The sequence below is a fragment of the Aeromonas sp. PS2Canimalfood6 genome (assembly GCF_048276795.1).
In the GTDB taxonomy this organism is placed as follows: Bacteria; Pseudomonadota; Gammaproteobacteria; order Enterobacterales; family Aeromonadaceae; genus Aeromonas; species Aeromonas caviae.
On sequence record NZ_JBLUXC010000073.1, the window covers coordinates 1 to 14,582 of the forward strand.

Annotated in this window: 14 protein-coding genes; 12 read left to right on the forward strand and 2 right to left on the reverse strand. The window is 62.1% G+C overall.

Annotation, left to right across the window (positions count from 1 at the left end):
• Positions 1-211 precede the first annotated feature (211 nt).
• The 3 genes from ACNPAA_RS19015 to ACNPAA_RS19025 all read left to right on the forward strand — a co-directional run bounded on the left by ACNPAA_RS19015 (position 212) and on the right by ACNPAA_RS19025 (position 5,544).
• The gene (locus ACNPAA_RS19015; RefSeq protein WP_417891950.1) at positions 212-664 is read left to right on the forward strand and encodes a hypothetical protein; all 453 of its coding nucleotides are present in this window, start codon (positions 212-214) and stop codon (positions 662-664) included.
• A gap of 171 nt (positions 665-835) precedes the next feature.
• Positions 836-1,489 (forward strand): YceH family protein, encoded by a 654-nt coding sequence (locus tag ACNPAA_RS19020; RefSeq protein ID WP_113979110.1) that lies wholly within the window; start codon positions 836-838, stop codon positions 1,487-1,489.
• Between the two features lie 218 nt (positions 1,490-1,707).
• A complete protein-coding gene (locus ACNPAA_RS19025) occupies positions 1,708-5,544 on the forward strand; it encodes a DEAD/DEAH box helicase (protein ID WP_270836046.1) in 3,837 nt (1,278 codons plus the stop codon).
• A gap of 81 nt (positions 5,545-5,625) precedes the next feature.
• Here the strand turns inward: ACNPAA_RS19025 and ACNPAA_RS19030 are convergent, their stop codons facing one another.
• Positions 5,626-6,519, reverse strand: coding sequence for a DNA replication terminus site-binding protein (locus ACNPAA_RS19030; RefSeq protein WP_039040220.1), 894 nt, complete (start codon positions 6,517-6,519; stop codon positions 5,626-5,628).
• Positions 6,520-7,050: 531 nt separating this feature from the next.
• Here ACNPAA_RS19030 and ACNPAA_RS19035 point away from each other — a divergent pair.
• The 7 genes from ACNPAA_RS19035 to ACNPAA_RS19065 all read left to right on the forward strand — a co-directional run bounded on the left by ACNPAA_RS19035 (position 7,051) and on the right by ACNPAA_RS19065 (position 12,892).
• The gene (locus tag ACNPAA_RS19035; RefSeq protein WP_010675316.1) at positions 7,051-7,260 is read left to right on the forward strand and encodes a DUF1127 domain-containing protein; all 210 of its coding nucleotides are present in this window, start codon (positions 7,051-7,053) and stop codon (positions 7,258-7,260) included.
• Between the two features lie 269 nt (positions 7,261-7,529).
• The gene (gene astE, locus ACNPAA_RS19040; protein ID WP_041213176.1) at positions 7,530-8,549 is read left to right on the forward strand and encodes a succinylglutamate desuccinylase; all 1,020 of its coding nucleotides are present in this window, start codon (positions 7,530-7,532) and stop codon (positions 8,547-8,549) included.
• A 271-nt stretch (positions 8,550-8,820) separates the two neighbouring features.
• Entirely contained in the window at positions 8,821-9,909 is a 1,089-nt protein-coding gene (pdhA, locus tag ACNPAA_RS19045) for a pyruvate dehydrogenase (acetyl-transferring) E1 component subunit alpha (RefSeq protein WP_210599829.1), read from the forward strand.
• Positions 9,906-10,892, forward strand: coding sequence for an alpha-ketoacid dehydrogenase subunit beta (locus ACNPAA_RS19050; protein WP_417891951.1), 987 nt, complete (start codon positions 9,906-9,908; stop codon positions 10,890-10,892). The genes pdhA and ACNPAA_RS19050 overlap by 4 nt, the downstream gene beginning before the upstream one ends.
• A gap of 94 nt (positions 10,893-10,986) precedes the next feature.
• The gene (locus ACNPAA_RS19055; RefSeq protein ID WP_010675312.1) at positions 10,987-12,087 is read left to right on the forward strand and encodes a dihydrolipoamide acetyltransferase family protein; all 1,101 of its coding nucleotides are present in this window, start codon (positions 10,987-10,989) and stop codon (positions 12,085-12,087) included.
• Between the two features lie 206 nt (positions 12,088-12,293).
• Positions 12,294-12,503 carry a cold-shock protein gene (locus tag ACNPAA_RS19060; RefSeq protein WP_005302803.1) on the forward strand — a complete coding sequence of 70 codons (210 nt, stop codon included), beginning with the start codon at positions 12,294-12,296 and terminating at the stop codon, positions 12,501-12,503.
• Between the two features lie 77 nt (positions 12,504-12,580).
• Complete coding sequence (locus tag ACNPAA_RS19065; protein WP_111736037.1) at positions 12,581-12,892, forward strand: hypothetical protein; 312 nt, start codon at positions 12,581-12,583, stop codon at positions 12,890-12,892.
• On the opposite strand, the gene ACNPAA_RS19070 is transcribed toward ACNPAA_RS19065, so the two are convergent.
• Positions 12,879-13,127, reverse strand: a complete 249-nt coding sequence (locus ACNPAA_RS19070; protein ID WP_039040223.1) for a TIGR02647 family protein — start codon at positions 13,125-13,127, stop codon at positions 12,879-12,881. The genes ACNPAA_RS19065 and ACNPAA_RS19070 overlap by 14 nt on opposite strands.
• A 246-nt stretch (positions 13,128-13,373) precedes the next feature.
• On the opposite strand from ACNPAA_RS19070, the gene ACNPAA_RS19075 reads away from it, so the two are divergent.
• Both ACNPAA_RS19075 and ACNPAA_RS19080 read left to right on the forward strand, forming a co-directional pair.
• Entirely contained in the window at positions 13,374-13,922 is a 549-nt protein-coding gene (locus ACNPAA_RS19075) for a hypothetical protein (protein ID WP_161470519.1), read from the forward strand.
• 94 nt (positions 13,923-14,016) lie between these two features.
• Positions 14,017-14,409: a DUF2750 domain-containing protein gene (locus ACNPAA_RS19080; RefSeq protein WP_039040225.1), complete on the forward strand. Its 393-nt coding sequence runs from the start codon at positions 14,017-14,019 to the stop codon at positions 14,407-14,409.
• Positions 14,410-14,582: the final 173 nt, after the last annotated feature.

Sequence of the window (14,582 nt, forward strand, 5' to 3'; positions counted from 1 at the left end):
TATCGACTGGGAGAAGCTCCGCCACAAGTAACGGAGCTAACAGGAGACCAGCAGATCATTTTGGAGGTATTGGGTGAGCGCTATCGGCAAATTTATTCCTAAATCAGGTGCGGAATGTCGGTTGGCGGTGTAGTCTCCCGAATGGAGATGGCGGGCCGCGCAAGCGCGGTGCTGGCGCCATCGAGTCTCAGTCGTCATCGGAGTCGACATCGTGAAGAAGATTGCATCCATGGTTACCAGCCTGCTCATCCTGATGGGCACACCGGCCCTCGCGGGCACCAGCGCCCAGGTGGAATATGGCACAGTGCAAGAGAGCCGCATCCTGACCCAGGAGGCGACGCCCCAGCAGGGTGGAGCACGGCCACTGCGCACCATAGGAGCCGCCGCTCTGGGGGCTGCCGTCGGCAGCCACTTTGGCCGTGGCTCGGGCCAGACAGTCGCGACTACTGTGGGGGCCGTGGCGGGGGCCGAGGCCTCCCGTCGCCGCCAGGGCAACCAGCAGAGTGTGCAGGGCAAGCAGACGGTCGAGCTGTTGATCAAGACCGAGGCGGGAAAACTGCTCAACGTGAAGCAGGATCAGGATCCCGCGCTCACGTTCAACAAGGGGGACAAGGTTCGCATCCTGACGACGGGAACGGATACCCGGGTCGACAAGTCCGTCTAGGCGCTGCCTGGTGTTGGCCTCCAAACGGTATGGTGTTGCCCCCTTGCCGCGGCCGGATTGTACGATGTTTCATCAAGGGTTTCCTCGGCTCGCAAAAATGCGGTTCAGTGCTGGACGCACGGAGTGCCTTGGCTAAGATAACCGCCTTAACGTTTGGCAAGGGAGGTTGAAATGGAGTTAGTACTAGGCCCATTAGAGGCCCGCGTGATCGGCTGCCTGATTGAGAAAGAGATCTGCACGCCGGATCAGTACCCTCTCTCGCTCAATGCACTGGTCAATGCCTGCAACCAGAAGAGCAACCGGGAACCCGTGCTCGAGCTCGCCGAGCTGGATATTCGCGCCGTGATCGACGAGCTGATCCGCCGCCGTCTGGTGGTCAACACTGCCGGTTTCAATGCCCGGGTGCCTCGCTATCAGCACCGTTTCTGCAACACCGAGTTTGGCGAGCTGAAGTTCAGTGCCCAGGAGCTTGGCATCATCTGCGAGCTCTTGCTGCGTGGCCCCCAGACTCCGGGTGAGCTGCGCTCGCGCACCAACCGGCTGTGCAGCTTCGACGATGTGACCGAGGTGGATGCGGTGCTGGCCGGGCTGGTCGAGCGGGGGCCCTATGTGGTCAAGTTGCCCCGGGAGCCGGGCAAGCGGGAATCCCGCTACGCGCACCTGTTCAGTGGCGAGGTGGATCTGCAGGCACTGGCCGACGCGGCGCCCGCTGGCAACCTTGTGTCACCGGCGGCAGACAGACTGGCGGCGCTCGAAGAAGAGGTCGAGCACCTCAAGGGGCAGTTGCAGGGACTGGAAGCCCGTCTGGCCCGGCTGGAAGGCTGAGCCAACAACCTGTTTCCAGAAGGCGCTGCGGCGCCTTTTTTGATGACCGCGCCCCTCCTGCGGCCCGTTGCCCGGTGGCAGGGGCGAGTGCCCTGTCAGCCTTGTCGCTCGCGTACCCATCAAAGGCGCCAGCTTTTTTGCACTATTTCGCGCTTAAGGGTCGAGCCGCCGCCGCTTTCCCGTTAAAATTCCGCCTTTGCACTTGCCCGTGAGTTCTGATGTCAGCCTTCACCCTCTCTTCAGATTGCCATGCCCTGCTCTGCGAGCTGCAATTGCAGCGCGCCGCCAGCACTCGTTACCTGCAAGACACCCTCTATGCCCCGGGCGCACCCGGGCGTGCGCTGCTCGACACCCTCGATCAGTTGCAGCAGTGGGGGCTTGTCCGTCAACGAACGGAGCAGCAGTGGAGTCTGACGGCAGAGGGAACCCTGACCCTGATCCTGGCGGTGCGCGCGGGGGAGTGCCCCATGCCGAAGTGGTCCCGCATCCCCTCGGTCACGGGCCTGGAGCGGGCACAGGAGGTGGTGCGCGAGCTCTGTCTGGGAGACGCGGGGCAGATCCCGGCCTATTACCAGAGTGCCGAGCTCCTGAGCCTGCTGGATCTCCCCGATGCTCCCCGCCTGCTGGCAGGCTCCAGCCCCGCCTGGCAGGCCCTGCTGCTCGAGCACTTCGCCCTGCAGGCCCTGCTTGACGCAGAGCCTGACGAGGGCTGGCCGCTGGCAACGCTGGTCACCTCCTGCTCCCCGGCGCTCTCTGGCCAGATCCAGGCTCGCGCCCGAGAATGGGAGTGGCTCTGCGGCCCCTTTGGCGGCGAGGTAACCACTCACTGGCCTGCGCTGCAACAACTGGCGCAGCAGGGGGATGAGCAACCCCTGGCCGAGCGGCTGCTGGGGGCGCTTGGCCAGTGGCAGGGGCAAGAGGCGTCGCCCTGGCCCCGGATGTTCAGCGCCCTGCTCTGGCTCGGCTGGTTGCAACAGGCAGATCCGGTGCAGGGGAGCGAGCAGCGCAAGAAGTGGCAGCGCAGTCTGGGCCATCACTCCCCCCTGCTGGCCGATCTGCTGGGGCAGTGGGCCGGAGATCGCCACGGCCAGGCGGTCGGCCTGTTCGATACCCTGCAACTGCCGCTGGAGGAGCTCCACTGGGGTTACCTCTGGCTCGATCTCTGCGCCCTGGCGCGCCACGGCGAGCAGAGCCCCCAGGTGACCATCTTGCACAAGTGGGACCTCTCCCACGTGCTGGACGCCGAGCCCCGGCATCGACTGATGGCCTTCTGCCAGGATCTGCTGCGACTCCTGCTGGGCCGGGAGGCCGCCCATTGGCCCCTGCGCGCGCTGCGTCCTGCTCAAGGGGAGGAAGAGGATGCCACCGAGGAGGAAGGCAAGGCCCCCGCCTCTGCAAGCTGGCTCAACTGGCTGCAGGGGTTGGGACGCTCGAGCGGGGTGCGCAAGCCCCAGGAGCGGCTGGTCTGGCTGCTCCACGCAGAGGGGCCTGAGCTTGAGTGCAAGATCCAGAAGCAGAGCACCAAGGGGGAGTGGACCGCCGGGCGAAGGGTCGATCCGGCTCTGCTTTCCACCCAGTACGCCAGCCTGCTGGACGAGGCGGACTGGGCACTGGTGCGCACCCTGCCGCGCAACATGGGCAAGCTGCCCCGAGATGCCTGGGTGCCCCTGGCAAACCATCCTCGCCTCTTCAATGCCAAGGGGCAGAAGCTGCAACTGGCCGTCAGCGCCCCCCTGCTGCAACTGGTACAGAGCGGGGAGGGCATGAGTGCCAGACTACATCCTGCTCCCGCCGCCCGTGGTGCGCATATCGTCCCCCTGGCTCAGGATTTGTGGCAGCTTATTCTGACACCGCAGGCACTTCTGGACAGATTACCGGCCCTGGAGGCCATTCCGGCATTGCCGCCGGCCGGGCTCGAGGAGCTGCAACGCACGCTGGATGCGATCCCCGATCTTCCCTGGCACAGCCAGGTGGCGGGGCTCAGGGGCAACGCCGAGCTGGCCCCCTGGCCCGGCGTTCCCTCCGTCCTGCTCGACTGGCAGGAGGGGCAGCTCGTGGTCCAGCTGGTGACCCGGGAGGGGGACCTGCCTCCCTTGCCTCTGGGCAAGGGGGAGGCCATCGTGCGCCAGGGTATCCGGGAGTATCACTACTGGCAGCGGGATCTGGCTGCCGAGAAAGAGGATGCCCAGCGCCTTCGCAACCAGTTGCCCATCGGCCTGCCCGGCAACGAGTGGAAGCTGGACGGGGAGCAGGCGCTCACCCTGGTCAACGCCCTGCCCGAGCTGGTGGACGCCGGTGTGGTGGTGCACTGGCACCAGGACAGCGCCCGCCTCAAGAGCCTCGATGAAGCGGCCCTGAGCCTGCGCATCGAGCGGCGTCAGGACTGGTTCCAGGTGGAGGGGGCGCTCTCGTTGGACGAGCACCAGATCCTCGATCTTCGCCTCATCCTGCGCCAGCTGACACCGGGCCAGCGCACGGTGCAGCTCGACGAGAAGACCAGTCTGATGCTGAGCGACAAGCTGGTGGAACGCCTCACCGTGCTCGGGGCCATGCTGGACAACGAGCAGCGCATCAACAACAAGCTGGCCTATCCGCTGGCCCGCCTGCTCTCCGTCATCACCACCGAGGGGGATGCCGCCTGGCAGAACCTTCAGCAGGAGTGGCAGCAGGAGGTGAGCTGTCCCCCCGAGCTGCTGACGGCGCTGCGGGACTATCAGAAGGAGGGGGTACGCTGGATGGCGACCCTGGCCCATCACGGCTTTGGCGCCTGTCTGGCCGATGACATGGGCCTGGGCAAGACCTTGCAGGCCCTCATCGTGCTGCGTATGCGCCAGCACCTGGGCCCTGCGCTGGTGGTGGTGCCCAAGTCAGTGGTCACCAACTGGCAGGAGGAGGTGGCCCGCTTTGCCCCTGAGCTCGAGGTGGTGGTGTTCGACCATCCCGCCGAGCGGGAGACCTTGATCCAGGGGGCCAGGGCCGGGCAGATCGTCCTGGTCAACTACGGCATGCTCGGCAGTCTCTCCCAGGCGCTCAAGTCCCGCCGCTGGTCGAGCATGGTGCTGGACGAGGCACAGCAGATCAAGAATGCCGGTACCCAGCGCGCCAAGCTGCTGTTCCAGCTCGACGGGGATTTTCGCCTCGCCCTCTCCGGCACCCCCATCGAAAACCATCTGGGGGAGCTGTGGAGCCTGTTCAGCTTCATCAACCCCGGCCTGCTCGGGAGCCTCGGGGAGTTCAAGCGCCGCTTTGGCAAGGCGGTCAAGGATCCCCAGCACATGGCGATGCTGCGGGCGGTGATCAGCCCCTTCATCCTGCGCCGCCTCAAGCAACAGGTGCTGACGGAGCTGCCGGACAAGACCGAGATCATCCATCACATCAGCCTCTCCCCCGAGGAGCGTCAGCTCTACGAGGCGACCCGGCGCGAGGTGGTGCAGCAGGTGCAAAGTGCCGATGGCCGTGCCCTGATGCATGTGCTGAGCGGCCTGACCCGGCTGCGCCGACTCTGCTGCTCCCCCCAGCTGGTGATGCCGGAGTGGTCCCAGACCAGCAGCAAGCTGGACGAGGCGATGGCGCTGCTGGACGAAGCCATCGATGGTGGCCACCGGGTGCTGGTGTTCAGCCAGTTTGTCGATCTGCTGAGCCTGCTGCGCAGCCGTATCGAACAGCGGCAGTGGGACTACTGCTATCTGGATGGGGGCTGCTCGGCCAAGTCCCGTCAGGAGTCCATCCTGCGTTTTCGCCACGAAACGGTCCCGCTCTTCCTCATCAGCCTCAAGGCGGGGGGCACGGGCCTCAACCTGACCCAGGCCGATACCGTGCTGCACCTCGATCCCTGGTGGAACCCGGCGGTGGAGGATCAGGCGAGCGATCGGGCGCACCGCATGGGCCAGACCCAGCCGGTGACCGTCTATCGCCTGGTGTGCGAGCAGACGGTGGAGGAGAAGATAGTGGCGCTGCACGACGAGAAGCGGGCACTGGCCGACGGCCTCCTGAGCGGCCAGTCCGAGGTGAAGGGGCTGGATGTGGAGAGCCTGCGGGCACTGCTGATGAGCTGACGGCGATGGGCTGTCACTCGATGTGACAAGGGGAGCATCCGTGATGCTCCCCTTGTCGTTTGTGGCGGTGCCGAGTCTGCGCTACCCCTGATAGAGGTAGAGGTGCAGCCGCTCTATGATGGGGTCACCGCCAATCTTGCGATCCCGGCGTGCCTGGCGCAGCTTGGGCGGGTAGTGGCCCAGATGGGTGACGGCCGGCTGGGTATCGGAGCAGAGCAGCAGGGGCAGGCTCGCCTTGATCTGCTGCTTGCGGGGCTCCCGGTCCTGCCAGAGCAGGTTGATCATGGGGTGGGTCTTGACCGGCCTGCGGATCCGCAGGGCGGCATCCGCCGGCAGGCGGCGAATGTCGTATACCTCCTGATCCACCATCTTGCTCCACTCTTCGTTGTCAAAGAGCGCCGGTACATACCGGCGGCTTCGCTCCAGCATCTCCAGTACCTGCTCCCGGCTGAGGCGGCTGATGCTCTGCTTGTCGGCCCAGGTGAAGCCCAGTGAATGGAGATCCCCCTGAAGCCAGGTCAGCTTGCGATAGACCTGCAGGGTGATGACGCCGGGCAGGGCGCCGTGCACCAGCTCGAACTTCTCGTCCCGCCCGCCCGCCGCCTGGACCATGGCCTTGAAGGCGAGCTTGTGCGCGTTGATCTCCTCGATGACGGGGGCCAGCTCCCTGGCGCAGGCGGCAGGAAAGCGCAGCCAGCCGGGCAGACGGTGGGTCGCCTTGGTGGAGCAGCCGGGGCGGGCGCTGTGGTCCTGAAAAGCGGCGAGGGTGGCGGCCAGGGCCGCCTCGCCCGAGAGATAGCCCACTTCGATGGCCTCGATGGGCTCATGCTCTTCCCCCTGGGCTACGGCCGGGAGGGGATAGACATGAGCCTCCAGCAGGTCGAGCTGGCCCAGTTGCCGGGCAAGGCGTGCCAGCGACGCCTCCAGCAGGGCCATCTGTTGACGCAGGGCGGCGGTGGGGGTAAAGGTGTCCATCGGCAGATCCTGTGTGTGTGCCGCTCCCCTGTTCAGCATGATATTGGGGCAGTGTGGGGAGGCAGCATGATAAACCACTGTATAAATAACCATACCAGTATGATGGCAGGGTGCCAAGTGTCCGGTGCCACCCTGACGATGGGGGTGACATGGGGGGCATCCGGTTCAGGTTGCCTGTTCGTATCTTTTTGTTAAATAACGATCTTGTTGCGATCTATTTGTTAACAAACCCTGGTGGCCGAGAGTTTGCACCCTGCTGACTCGGTGTCGTGCCGTGCATAGCTAGCGTGGGAAAGTGCATAGTTAGAAGTGGGTGGCGCAGGAGAAAATGCTGTCAGGCTGCCAGGGGGAAAGTTTTAGCATTATTTCATTTTAAAATCATATGGTTATTGTTACTGGCCTGGCGATATCAACCATTACTTTTACTAATGTCATGTATCAAAATTCGTCAATTGAGGCACCTCCCCGCCCTGACTAAGCTTTGCGCATCAAATCCGAGCCTTGCGCAGAACGAGAGAGAGGAGCCATATCATGGCCAACATGACTTATACCGAAGCCGGTTACCAGCATTCCAGCGAATCGAATCTGGTTGCTCGCGTCAAGATGACCGTCCTGACCTGGCTGGAACGCAGCCGCAGCCGTCGCCAGCTCTCCGAGCTGCCCGCCTACCTGCTCAAGGACATCGGTCTGAACGAAGCCGACCGCTATCAAGAGACCACCAAGCCGTTCTGGCGTGGTTGATCAGCCGGGCATGGATGCCTTGTTTTTCTGCTGATCCCAGGGGCATGCTGCCCACCCGTCTGCCGAAGGCATGCTGTCTTCATCTGCCGATACCCGTTCACCGCTTTCCCTCTCCCGTGTTTCCCCCCGCTTGATCCTGTTGCATGAATTGTCACTCATTCTCGCCATTTTTGTATCCTTACTGTTTGAATTCGTTTAAAAACTGATTTTAAGCCCGGTTGCCTTGCGTATAATCCGGCCATGGCATTCCAGACTAAAGGGTGAGACGGATGATTCCCCAGCATGACTTTTTGGCCCTGACGCGCCGCCATGAGTGGCAGCTCGAGCCTTTCGCCTTCAATCTGACCGACGGTACCCGGGTGAGCGTGTGGGATACCGGTGTGATCTGCCTGGAACCCGCTTCCGAGGCGGGGCAACCCGGGCACAAGGACATCGTCCTCTCCTGCGGCATCCACGGCAACGAGACAGCCCCCATCGAGATCTGCAACCAGTTGCTGACCCGGTTGCTCGCAGAGGAGCTAAAGGTTCGTCACCGGGTGCTCTTCCTCTTTGGCAACCCCGCCGCCATGAACCAGGGGGTGAGGGAGGTGGAAGAGAACATGAACCGCCTCTTCTCGGGCGCCCACAGCAAGGGGGAGGGGCTGTGCAACCGGGAGCGCATCCGCGCCATGCGTCTGGAGCAGTATGTGAGCCGCTTCTTTGCCGACTCGGGCAGGCCCCGTTACCACTACGATCTCCATACCGCCATTCGCGGCTCGCGCCACGAGAAGTTTGCCGTCTATCCCTTCCCCCACGAACGCCCCCACTGCAAGGAGCAGGTACGTTTCCTCGGTGCCTGCGGCGTGCGCACCATACTGCTCTCGAGCGGCCCGACCACCACCTTCAGCTATTACAGCTCGCACCAGCACGGTGCCCATGCCTTCACGGTGGAGCTGGGCAAGGTGCGGCCCTTCGGTGAAAACGACATGACCCGCTTCATCGAGGTGCGCCAGACATTGCAGGAGCTGGTGACCCGGGATGAGGTGGCCCTCGAGCCCTGGCGAGCCGATGACTTCACCCTTTTTGCCATAGATCGGGTGATCAACAAGCAGTCGGAGCAGTTCCGCTTCCTGTTTGCCAGCGATGTGGACAATTTCACCGAATTTCCCCAGGGTTTTGTGCTGGCAGAAGATGGGGATCGGCAATACAGGGTAGAGAAACCGCGGGAGGCGGTGGTCTTCCCCAACGCCAACGTGGCCATCGGACAGCGCACCATGCTGCTGGTGGTACCCACCCGTTTGTGGGAGTGAATTGACGCCTTTTTGTCATGCTGATCCTGCGCCACGGGCGGTGGCAAGCAGCATGGCGGTGATGGGCGTGATCCCGAACTCGATATGACAGGGAGCCTGAACAGGCTCCCTTCTTTGTTTCTGCTCGCCGAAAGTTCCGATTACCTTCGAAAATAAAAGAAGTTTCTACTGGTCTTACCTGGATGAATCTCGTTGCTCTTTAGTTAACATGTTGTTTACATTTTAAATGTCACCTCATGGTGGTGACGCTGACAACGGCAAGGAGCCAGTTATGACCCATGTCGACATTCCCTTCCTTCGTTACCTCGATGAGGAGGGGCGCCCGGTCGCGACACTGCCGACCTGGCTGGACAAGGCGATGCTGCACACCTTCTACCGCAACATGGTGATGGTGCGCAGTTACGACAAGAAAGCGATAGCACTGCAGCGAACCGGCAAACTCGGCACCTTTCCCTCCCATCTCGGGGCGGAAGCGGTGGGGATCGGTGTCGGGCTCGCCATGCAGCCAGAGGATGTCTATGTGCCCTACTACCGGGACATGCCCACTCTCTACGTGAGGGGCGTGCCAATGGAGCAGAACCTGCAGTATTGGGGCGGCGATGAACGGGGCAGTGTCTTCTACAAGGCCGATGGCGAGTTGTCGGAAGACTTGCCCATCTGCGTTCCCATCGCCACCCAGATCACCCATGCTGCCGGCATCGCGGCCGCCTTCAAGCTGCGCAACCAGCCCAGGGTCGCCGTGGTGACCATCGGCGATGGCGGCACGTCCAAGGGAGACTTCCTCGAGGGGCTCAACTGTGCCGGTGTCTGGCATCTCCCCATGGTGATGATCATCAACAACAACCAGTGGGCCATCTCGGTGCCGCGCAAGTTGCAGTCGAGCGCGCCCACCCTGGCCCAGAAGGGCATAGGGGCCGGGGTGCGCAGCCTCCAGGTGGACGGCAATGACGTGGTGGCGGTCTATGAGGCGACCCGCGCCGCCGTCGAGCGGGCTCGCAGCGGCAAGGGGCCGACGCTCATCGAAGCCGTCAGCTACCGGCTCGGGGATCACACCACCGCCGATGATGCGACTCGCTATCGTGACGGCGCCGAGGTGGAAGCGGCCTGGGCCAGGGAACCGGTCAAGCGGCTGCGCCAGTTCATGTTTGAACGGGACTGGTGGGATGAGCAGCAGGAACAGGCACTGCTGGCAGAGGCGGGCCGGGAAGTGGAACGCGCCGTTGCCGCCTACGAGGCCATCACGCCCCAGGCGCCGGAGACCCTGCTCGATTACCAGTTTGCCGAGCTGCCGAAGGCCTATCTTGCCCAGCGCCAGCGCATCATCGCCAAGGGCATGCTGCAGAGCGGGGAGGGACTATGAGCGATGTCACGCTGCTCGAAGCGATCAATCTGGCGTTGCACCACGAGATGGCACGCGATCCTGATGTGGTGGTATTGGGGGAAGATGTGGGGGTCAACGGCGGTGTGTTTCGCGCCACAGTGGGGCTTCGCGATAAATTCGGGTTCAAGCGGATCATCGATACGCCGCTGGCCGAAGGGCTCATCGCCGGGGTGGCGGTGGGCATGGCGACCCAGGGGCTCAAACCCGTGGCCGAGTTCCAGTTCCAGGGCTTCATCTTCCCGGGCATGGAGCAGATCATCTGCCAGGCGGCACGGATGCGAAACCGGACCCGTGGCCGTGTCACCTGTCCCATCGTCTACCGCTCCCCCTATGGTGCCGGCATCCATTCGCCCGAGCACCACAGCGAGAGCGTCGAGGCCCTGTTTGCCCATATCCCCGGGCTGCGGGTCGTTATCCCTTCGAGCCCGAAGCGAGCTTACGGCCTGCTGCTGTCGGCTATTCGGGATCCGGATCCCGTGATGTTCTTCGAGCCGGATCGCATCTATCGCTCCATGAAGTCGGATGTGGTGGATGACGGCGTCGGCCTGCCGCTGGATGTCTGCTTCACCCTGCGTCCCGGCCGGGACATCACTGTGGTGGCCTGGGGTGCCTGCATCCAGGAAGTCATGCGTGCGGCGCACCTGCTGGCGGAGCAGGACATCCAGTGCGAGGTGCTGGATCTTGCCACCATCAAACCCCTGGACATGGAGAGCATCCTGACCTCGGTACGCAAGACCGGGAGGCTGCTGGTAGTACACGAAGCCTGTGGCAGTTTCGGGGTGGGTGCCGAAATAGTGTCCCAGGTGACCGAAGAGGCGATGACTGCCCTCAAGGCGCCGCCAAGACGCCTCACCGGCGTGGATGCCGCCGTCCCCTACTATCGCAACGAGGAGTATTACCTCATCACCGAGCAGGAGATCGCGCAGGCAGCTCGGCAACTGATGGAGAACCAGTGGCTATGACGCGCGACAGGTACGGATGCGCAAGTGCCTGGGCCACAGGGCTCCATGGTGTCTGTCAATGTTTGGTGATGTCCCAGCAGAGGGAGAGCAGGTCATGAAATTTTTCAAATTGCCGGATCTGGGCGAAGGACTGGCCGAGGCCGAGATCGTCGAGTGGAAGGTGAGCGCCGGTGATACGGTGCAGGTAGATCAGGTACTGCTGTCGGTGGAGACGGCTAAGGCGTTGGTAGATGTGCCCTCGCCGGTGGCCGGGGTCATCGCCAGATTGTGCGGGCAGGAGGGGGACATCCTCCACATCGGGGCACCGTTGGTGGAGTTTGAAGGGGGCGAGGATGACGGCACCGTCGTTGGCAAGGTCAGCGCCCATCAGCAGCATATCGAGGATCATTTCGTGGTGGGGGCCATGGCGCCCGGCGGCACGCTGGTGCAAGCCATGCCAGCGGTCCGTCTGCTGGCGCAAAAACTGGGGCTGGACATCGACAAGGTCAAGGGAACCGGCAGCGCTGGCATGGTGACCGAGCAGGATGTGCAACAGGCGTTCGAGGCCCAGCAGGAGAGCGGCAACGAATTCCTGAAAGGCTCGCGCCGGGCCATGGCCAAGGCGATGGAGCTCTCGCACCGGACTGTGGTGCCGGTGAGCATCACCGACGAAGTGGACTTGCGCCACTGGCGCCCGGATGAAGATGTGACGGTGCGCCTCATCAAGGCGATTGGCGTGGCGTGTCGGGCCGAACCCTCCATGAACGCGTGGTTTGACGGAGAGACCCTGTCACGGCGTCTGTTCAGGGAGGTCAATGTGGCCATCGCGGTCGACTCCAAGCATGGGCTCTATGTGCCCGTGATGGAGAACGTGGCAGAGCGGGACCCGGCTGACATACGGCAGGGGCTGGATCGGATGATCGCCGATGTGAAGGCCCGTGCCGTGCCGCGGGAAATGCTGCAGGGGGCAACCATCACCCTCACCAACTTTGGCGCCATCGCTGGCCGTTACGCCAGCCCCATCGTCACACCACCCCAGGTGGCCATCATAGGAGCGGGCAAGTTGTTCGAGAAGGTGGTGTTCATCCACGGCGAGGCGCGCCCGGTGCGTGCACTTCCCCTGTCGATGACGTTTGACCACAGAGCCTGCACCGGTGGAGAGGCTGCTCGCTTCCTCAAAGCCCTGGTTCAGGCACTGGAGTCGGCACAGGTCTAAACCGCCGTACCCCGCCGCTGGCGGGGTACAAATTTGTTTGCGTAATCGACAAAGGCACGTATAATCTCAACCAGCTTGAAAGGGCGATAGTTATGTCAATGAATATGATGTTTTACATCTTTTCCTGTTGTTCATAAGTAATCCCGTTTTTTGAGCTTTACCCGCTGAAAAGCATAAGTAATTATTTTGAATACAGGTTTAAAGATATGTCTAACATGATCACCGGTACCGTTAAGTTTTTCAACGAAACCAAAGGTTTTGGCTTCATCCAGCAAGAAAACGGCCCGGACGTTTTCGTTCACTTCAGCGCCATCCAAGGTAACGGCTTCCGTACCCTGGCTGAAGGTCAGCGCGTACAGTTCTCTGTGACCCAAGGTCAAAAAGGCCCGCAGGCTGAGAACGTAACTGCTCTGTAATTCTTGCAGAATTTAAGAAAGCCGTGGTACCTCTGGTGCCACGGCTTTTTGTTTTCATGGCTTCATCAATACGCGTCATGACCCTGCTCTCCTCCCTCTTGCTGACCGTGGCGTTGACCGGTCAGGCCAGCACGCCAACGCCGGATCCTGCGGTGAATGATGCCGTGTCCGTGTGTCAACAGTTTGTACATGTTCGTCTGGGAAACGCGGTGAAACCCGATGAGATCAGGGTACAGCCGGTGCCAAAACGGGCGGGAGAGTGGCTGGTCGATGGCAAGATAAAAGGACCCGAAGGTCCTTTGCTGTTTGCTTGTCTGCTGCGACAAGGAGAGCGCTGGGAGTTGCTCAACTTCTCGCTCTGGGCACCACAACCGCTCAATTCGGCTTGAGTGCGACCAGCAGGTGTTGGAGATGCTCCAGCATGGTCATGCCGAAAGGGGTCAGATAGCCGCCATCTACCGCGGTGATCAGGCCCTGGCTGTGCAGGCGCGCTGCCGCCTGGCAAAGCGCTTCCGACATGTCGCTGCGCAGCTTGATCCCCAGGCTCATGTTGGCCGGATCAAAACACGCCAGTATTTTCAGCTCATTCACAAAATCGTCAGAAACCTGGTTGATCCCACTCATGGATGCACTCCTTACGCTAAAGATGTATGGAACCTAGCATCCCCGGTGCCTCTTTAGTGGGCGCTGGCTCAAACAATTGGCCTTTATCGGGGCCGCTCTGGTTCAAACGCTGCTTTTTTGGACGCTATCTATCACCGGCCCGGCTGGACGCAAACGCCCCCAGCAAGGCAAACATGCTAGAATGGCACCCTCGTTCACCCTCATGACCAGGCGTGATGCCAGGTCATCTTGTTCAAGGCGCGTCTCATGATCACTGTTACTCTGGTCTCTCTGCTGCACTCTCTGGGTCCCCGTTTTCCTGTTTATGCTCCCTCCTTGCTGCTCCCTCTCCTGGCGCAACATCAAGGAGATCTCTGGCTGCCGGCCATTCGTGGGGAAGACGTGACAACCCTGCGCCAGCATGGCAAGGATGCCCAGAGTCTGGCTACCTTGTCGGCAGGCTGGTGTGAATTCGCGACCCAGAGCAAAGAGACGCCGGAGCTCGATGCGCTGGCAAGCTACGATGAGGAGATGCTGGACAACCTGCAGATGTACTGGCGCCACCCGAGCAAGATAAACAGCCCGATCACCGATAACCTGTTCGAGCTGCGCCGCGAGGTGGTGGACGAGGCCCATGGCGGCAAGCTGGTTGCTGCCTGGAGTACCGCCCAGCAAGCACGGCTTGAGCAGATCATGGTGGGGGTCGCTGCGGGGCGGGATCAGCTCTGCTTTGTGGAAGTGGAGTCCGCCTATTGGCTGAGGGAGCGACTGGGTGAGACCGCGGGACTCCGGCTGTTGACCCCCGAGCTGGGGTGAGGCGATGGAAAGACAGATGACCCATTACTCCTGCTGGACAAGGGGTCGGCAAGATGTGAACATGTCGCCCTTTATTGAACGAGAGACTTGACCGATGAGCTATGAACTTAGCGACACCGAGCGCAATGCCGCGCTGCAACTGAACGCCGATTACCGCTTTGATCACTTCATCAGCAAGCTGGTCGAGCACGAAGAGCTGTTTGTCCTGACCGACGAACACGGCGTCATGATGCTGACGACCGAAGAGGAAGACTGCATCCCGGTATGGCCGCATCCCGACTACGCCAAGGCCTGGGCCGAAGGGGAGTGGGCCGAGTGCAAGCCGCAGTCCATCACCCTCAAGGTGTGGCTGGATCGCTGGGTGGACGGCATGGAGCAGGATGATCTCTGCGTGGCCGTGTTCCCGACGCCGGATCAGGAAGGCATTGTGCTGGACCCGGCCGACGTCGCCGACGCCATTGCGCAAAAGCAGGCCAAACGCAGCTGAATGCCCTCTGCCTGGTGCCATCCCGGTTGTAACAAAGACCCCGCCAATGTGCGGGGTCTAATGAGATGGTCACCCCCACCCTGTGAGCGGTACGCTGACAGGGTGTTTTTCTTTCAGGAGAGGCCATCATGGAAAACGTTGCGCTTATTGGTATTGATCTCGGTAAACACTCT

Bases quoted from the DNA above. Each gene is read 5' to 3' on its own strand.
- ACNPAA_RS19020 (WP_113979110.1), top strand. From the start codon at position 836: ATGGAGTTAGTACTAGGCCCATTAGAGGCCCGCGTGATCGGCTGCCTG.
- ACNPAA_RS19035 (WP_010675316.1), top strand. From the start codon at position 7,051: ATGGCCAACATGACTTATACCGAAGCCGGTTACCAGCATTCCAGCGAA.
- ACNPAA_RS19055 (WP_010675312.1), top strand. From the start codon at position 10,987: ATGAAATTTTTCAAATTGCCGGATCTGGGCGAAGGACTGGCCGAGGCC.
- ACNPAA_RS19060 (WP_005302803.1), top strand. From the start codon at position 12,294: ATGTCTAACATGATCACCGGTACCGTTAAGTTTTTCAACGAAACCAAA.
- ACNPAA_RS19030 (WP_039040220.1), bottom strand. From the start codon at position 6,519: ATGGACACCTTTACCCCCACCGCCGCCCTGCGTCAACAGATGGCCCTG.
- ACNPAA_RS19070 (WP_039040223.1), bottom strand. From the start codon at position 13,127: ATGAGTGGGATCAACCAGGTTTCTGACGATTTTGTGAATGAGCTGAAA.
- pdhA (WP_210599829.1), top strand. From the start codon at position 8,821: ATGACCCATGTCGACATTCCCTTCCTTCGTTACCTCGATGAGGAGGGG.
- astE (WP_041213176.1), top strand. From the start codon at position 7,530: ATGATTCCCCAGCATGACTTTTTGGCCCTGACGCGCCGCCATGAGTGG.
- ACNPAA_RS19065 (WP_111736037.1), top strand. From the start codon at position 12,581: ATGACCCTGCTCTCCTCCCTCTTGCTGACCGTGGCGTTGACCGGTCAG.
- ACNPAA_RS19025 (WP_270836046.1), top strand. From the start codon at position 1,708: ATGTCAGCCTTCACCCTCTCTTCAGATTGCCATGCCCTGCTCTGCGAG.
- ACNPAA_RS19080 (WP_039040225.1), top strand. From the start codon at position 14,017: ATGAGCTATGAACTTAGCGACACCGAGCGCAATGCCGCGCTGCAACTG.
- ACNPAA_RS19075 (WP_161470519.1), top strand. From the start codon at position 13,374: ATGATCACTGTTACTCTGGTCTCTCTGCTGCACTCTCTGGGTCCCCGT.
- ACNPAA_RS19050 (WP_417891951.1), top strand. From the start codon at position 9,906: ATGAGCGATGTCACGCTGCTCGAAGCGATCAATCTGGCGTTGCACCAC.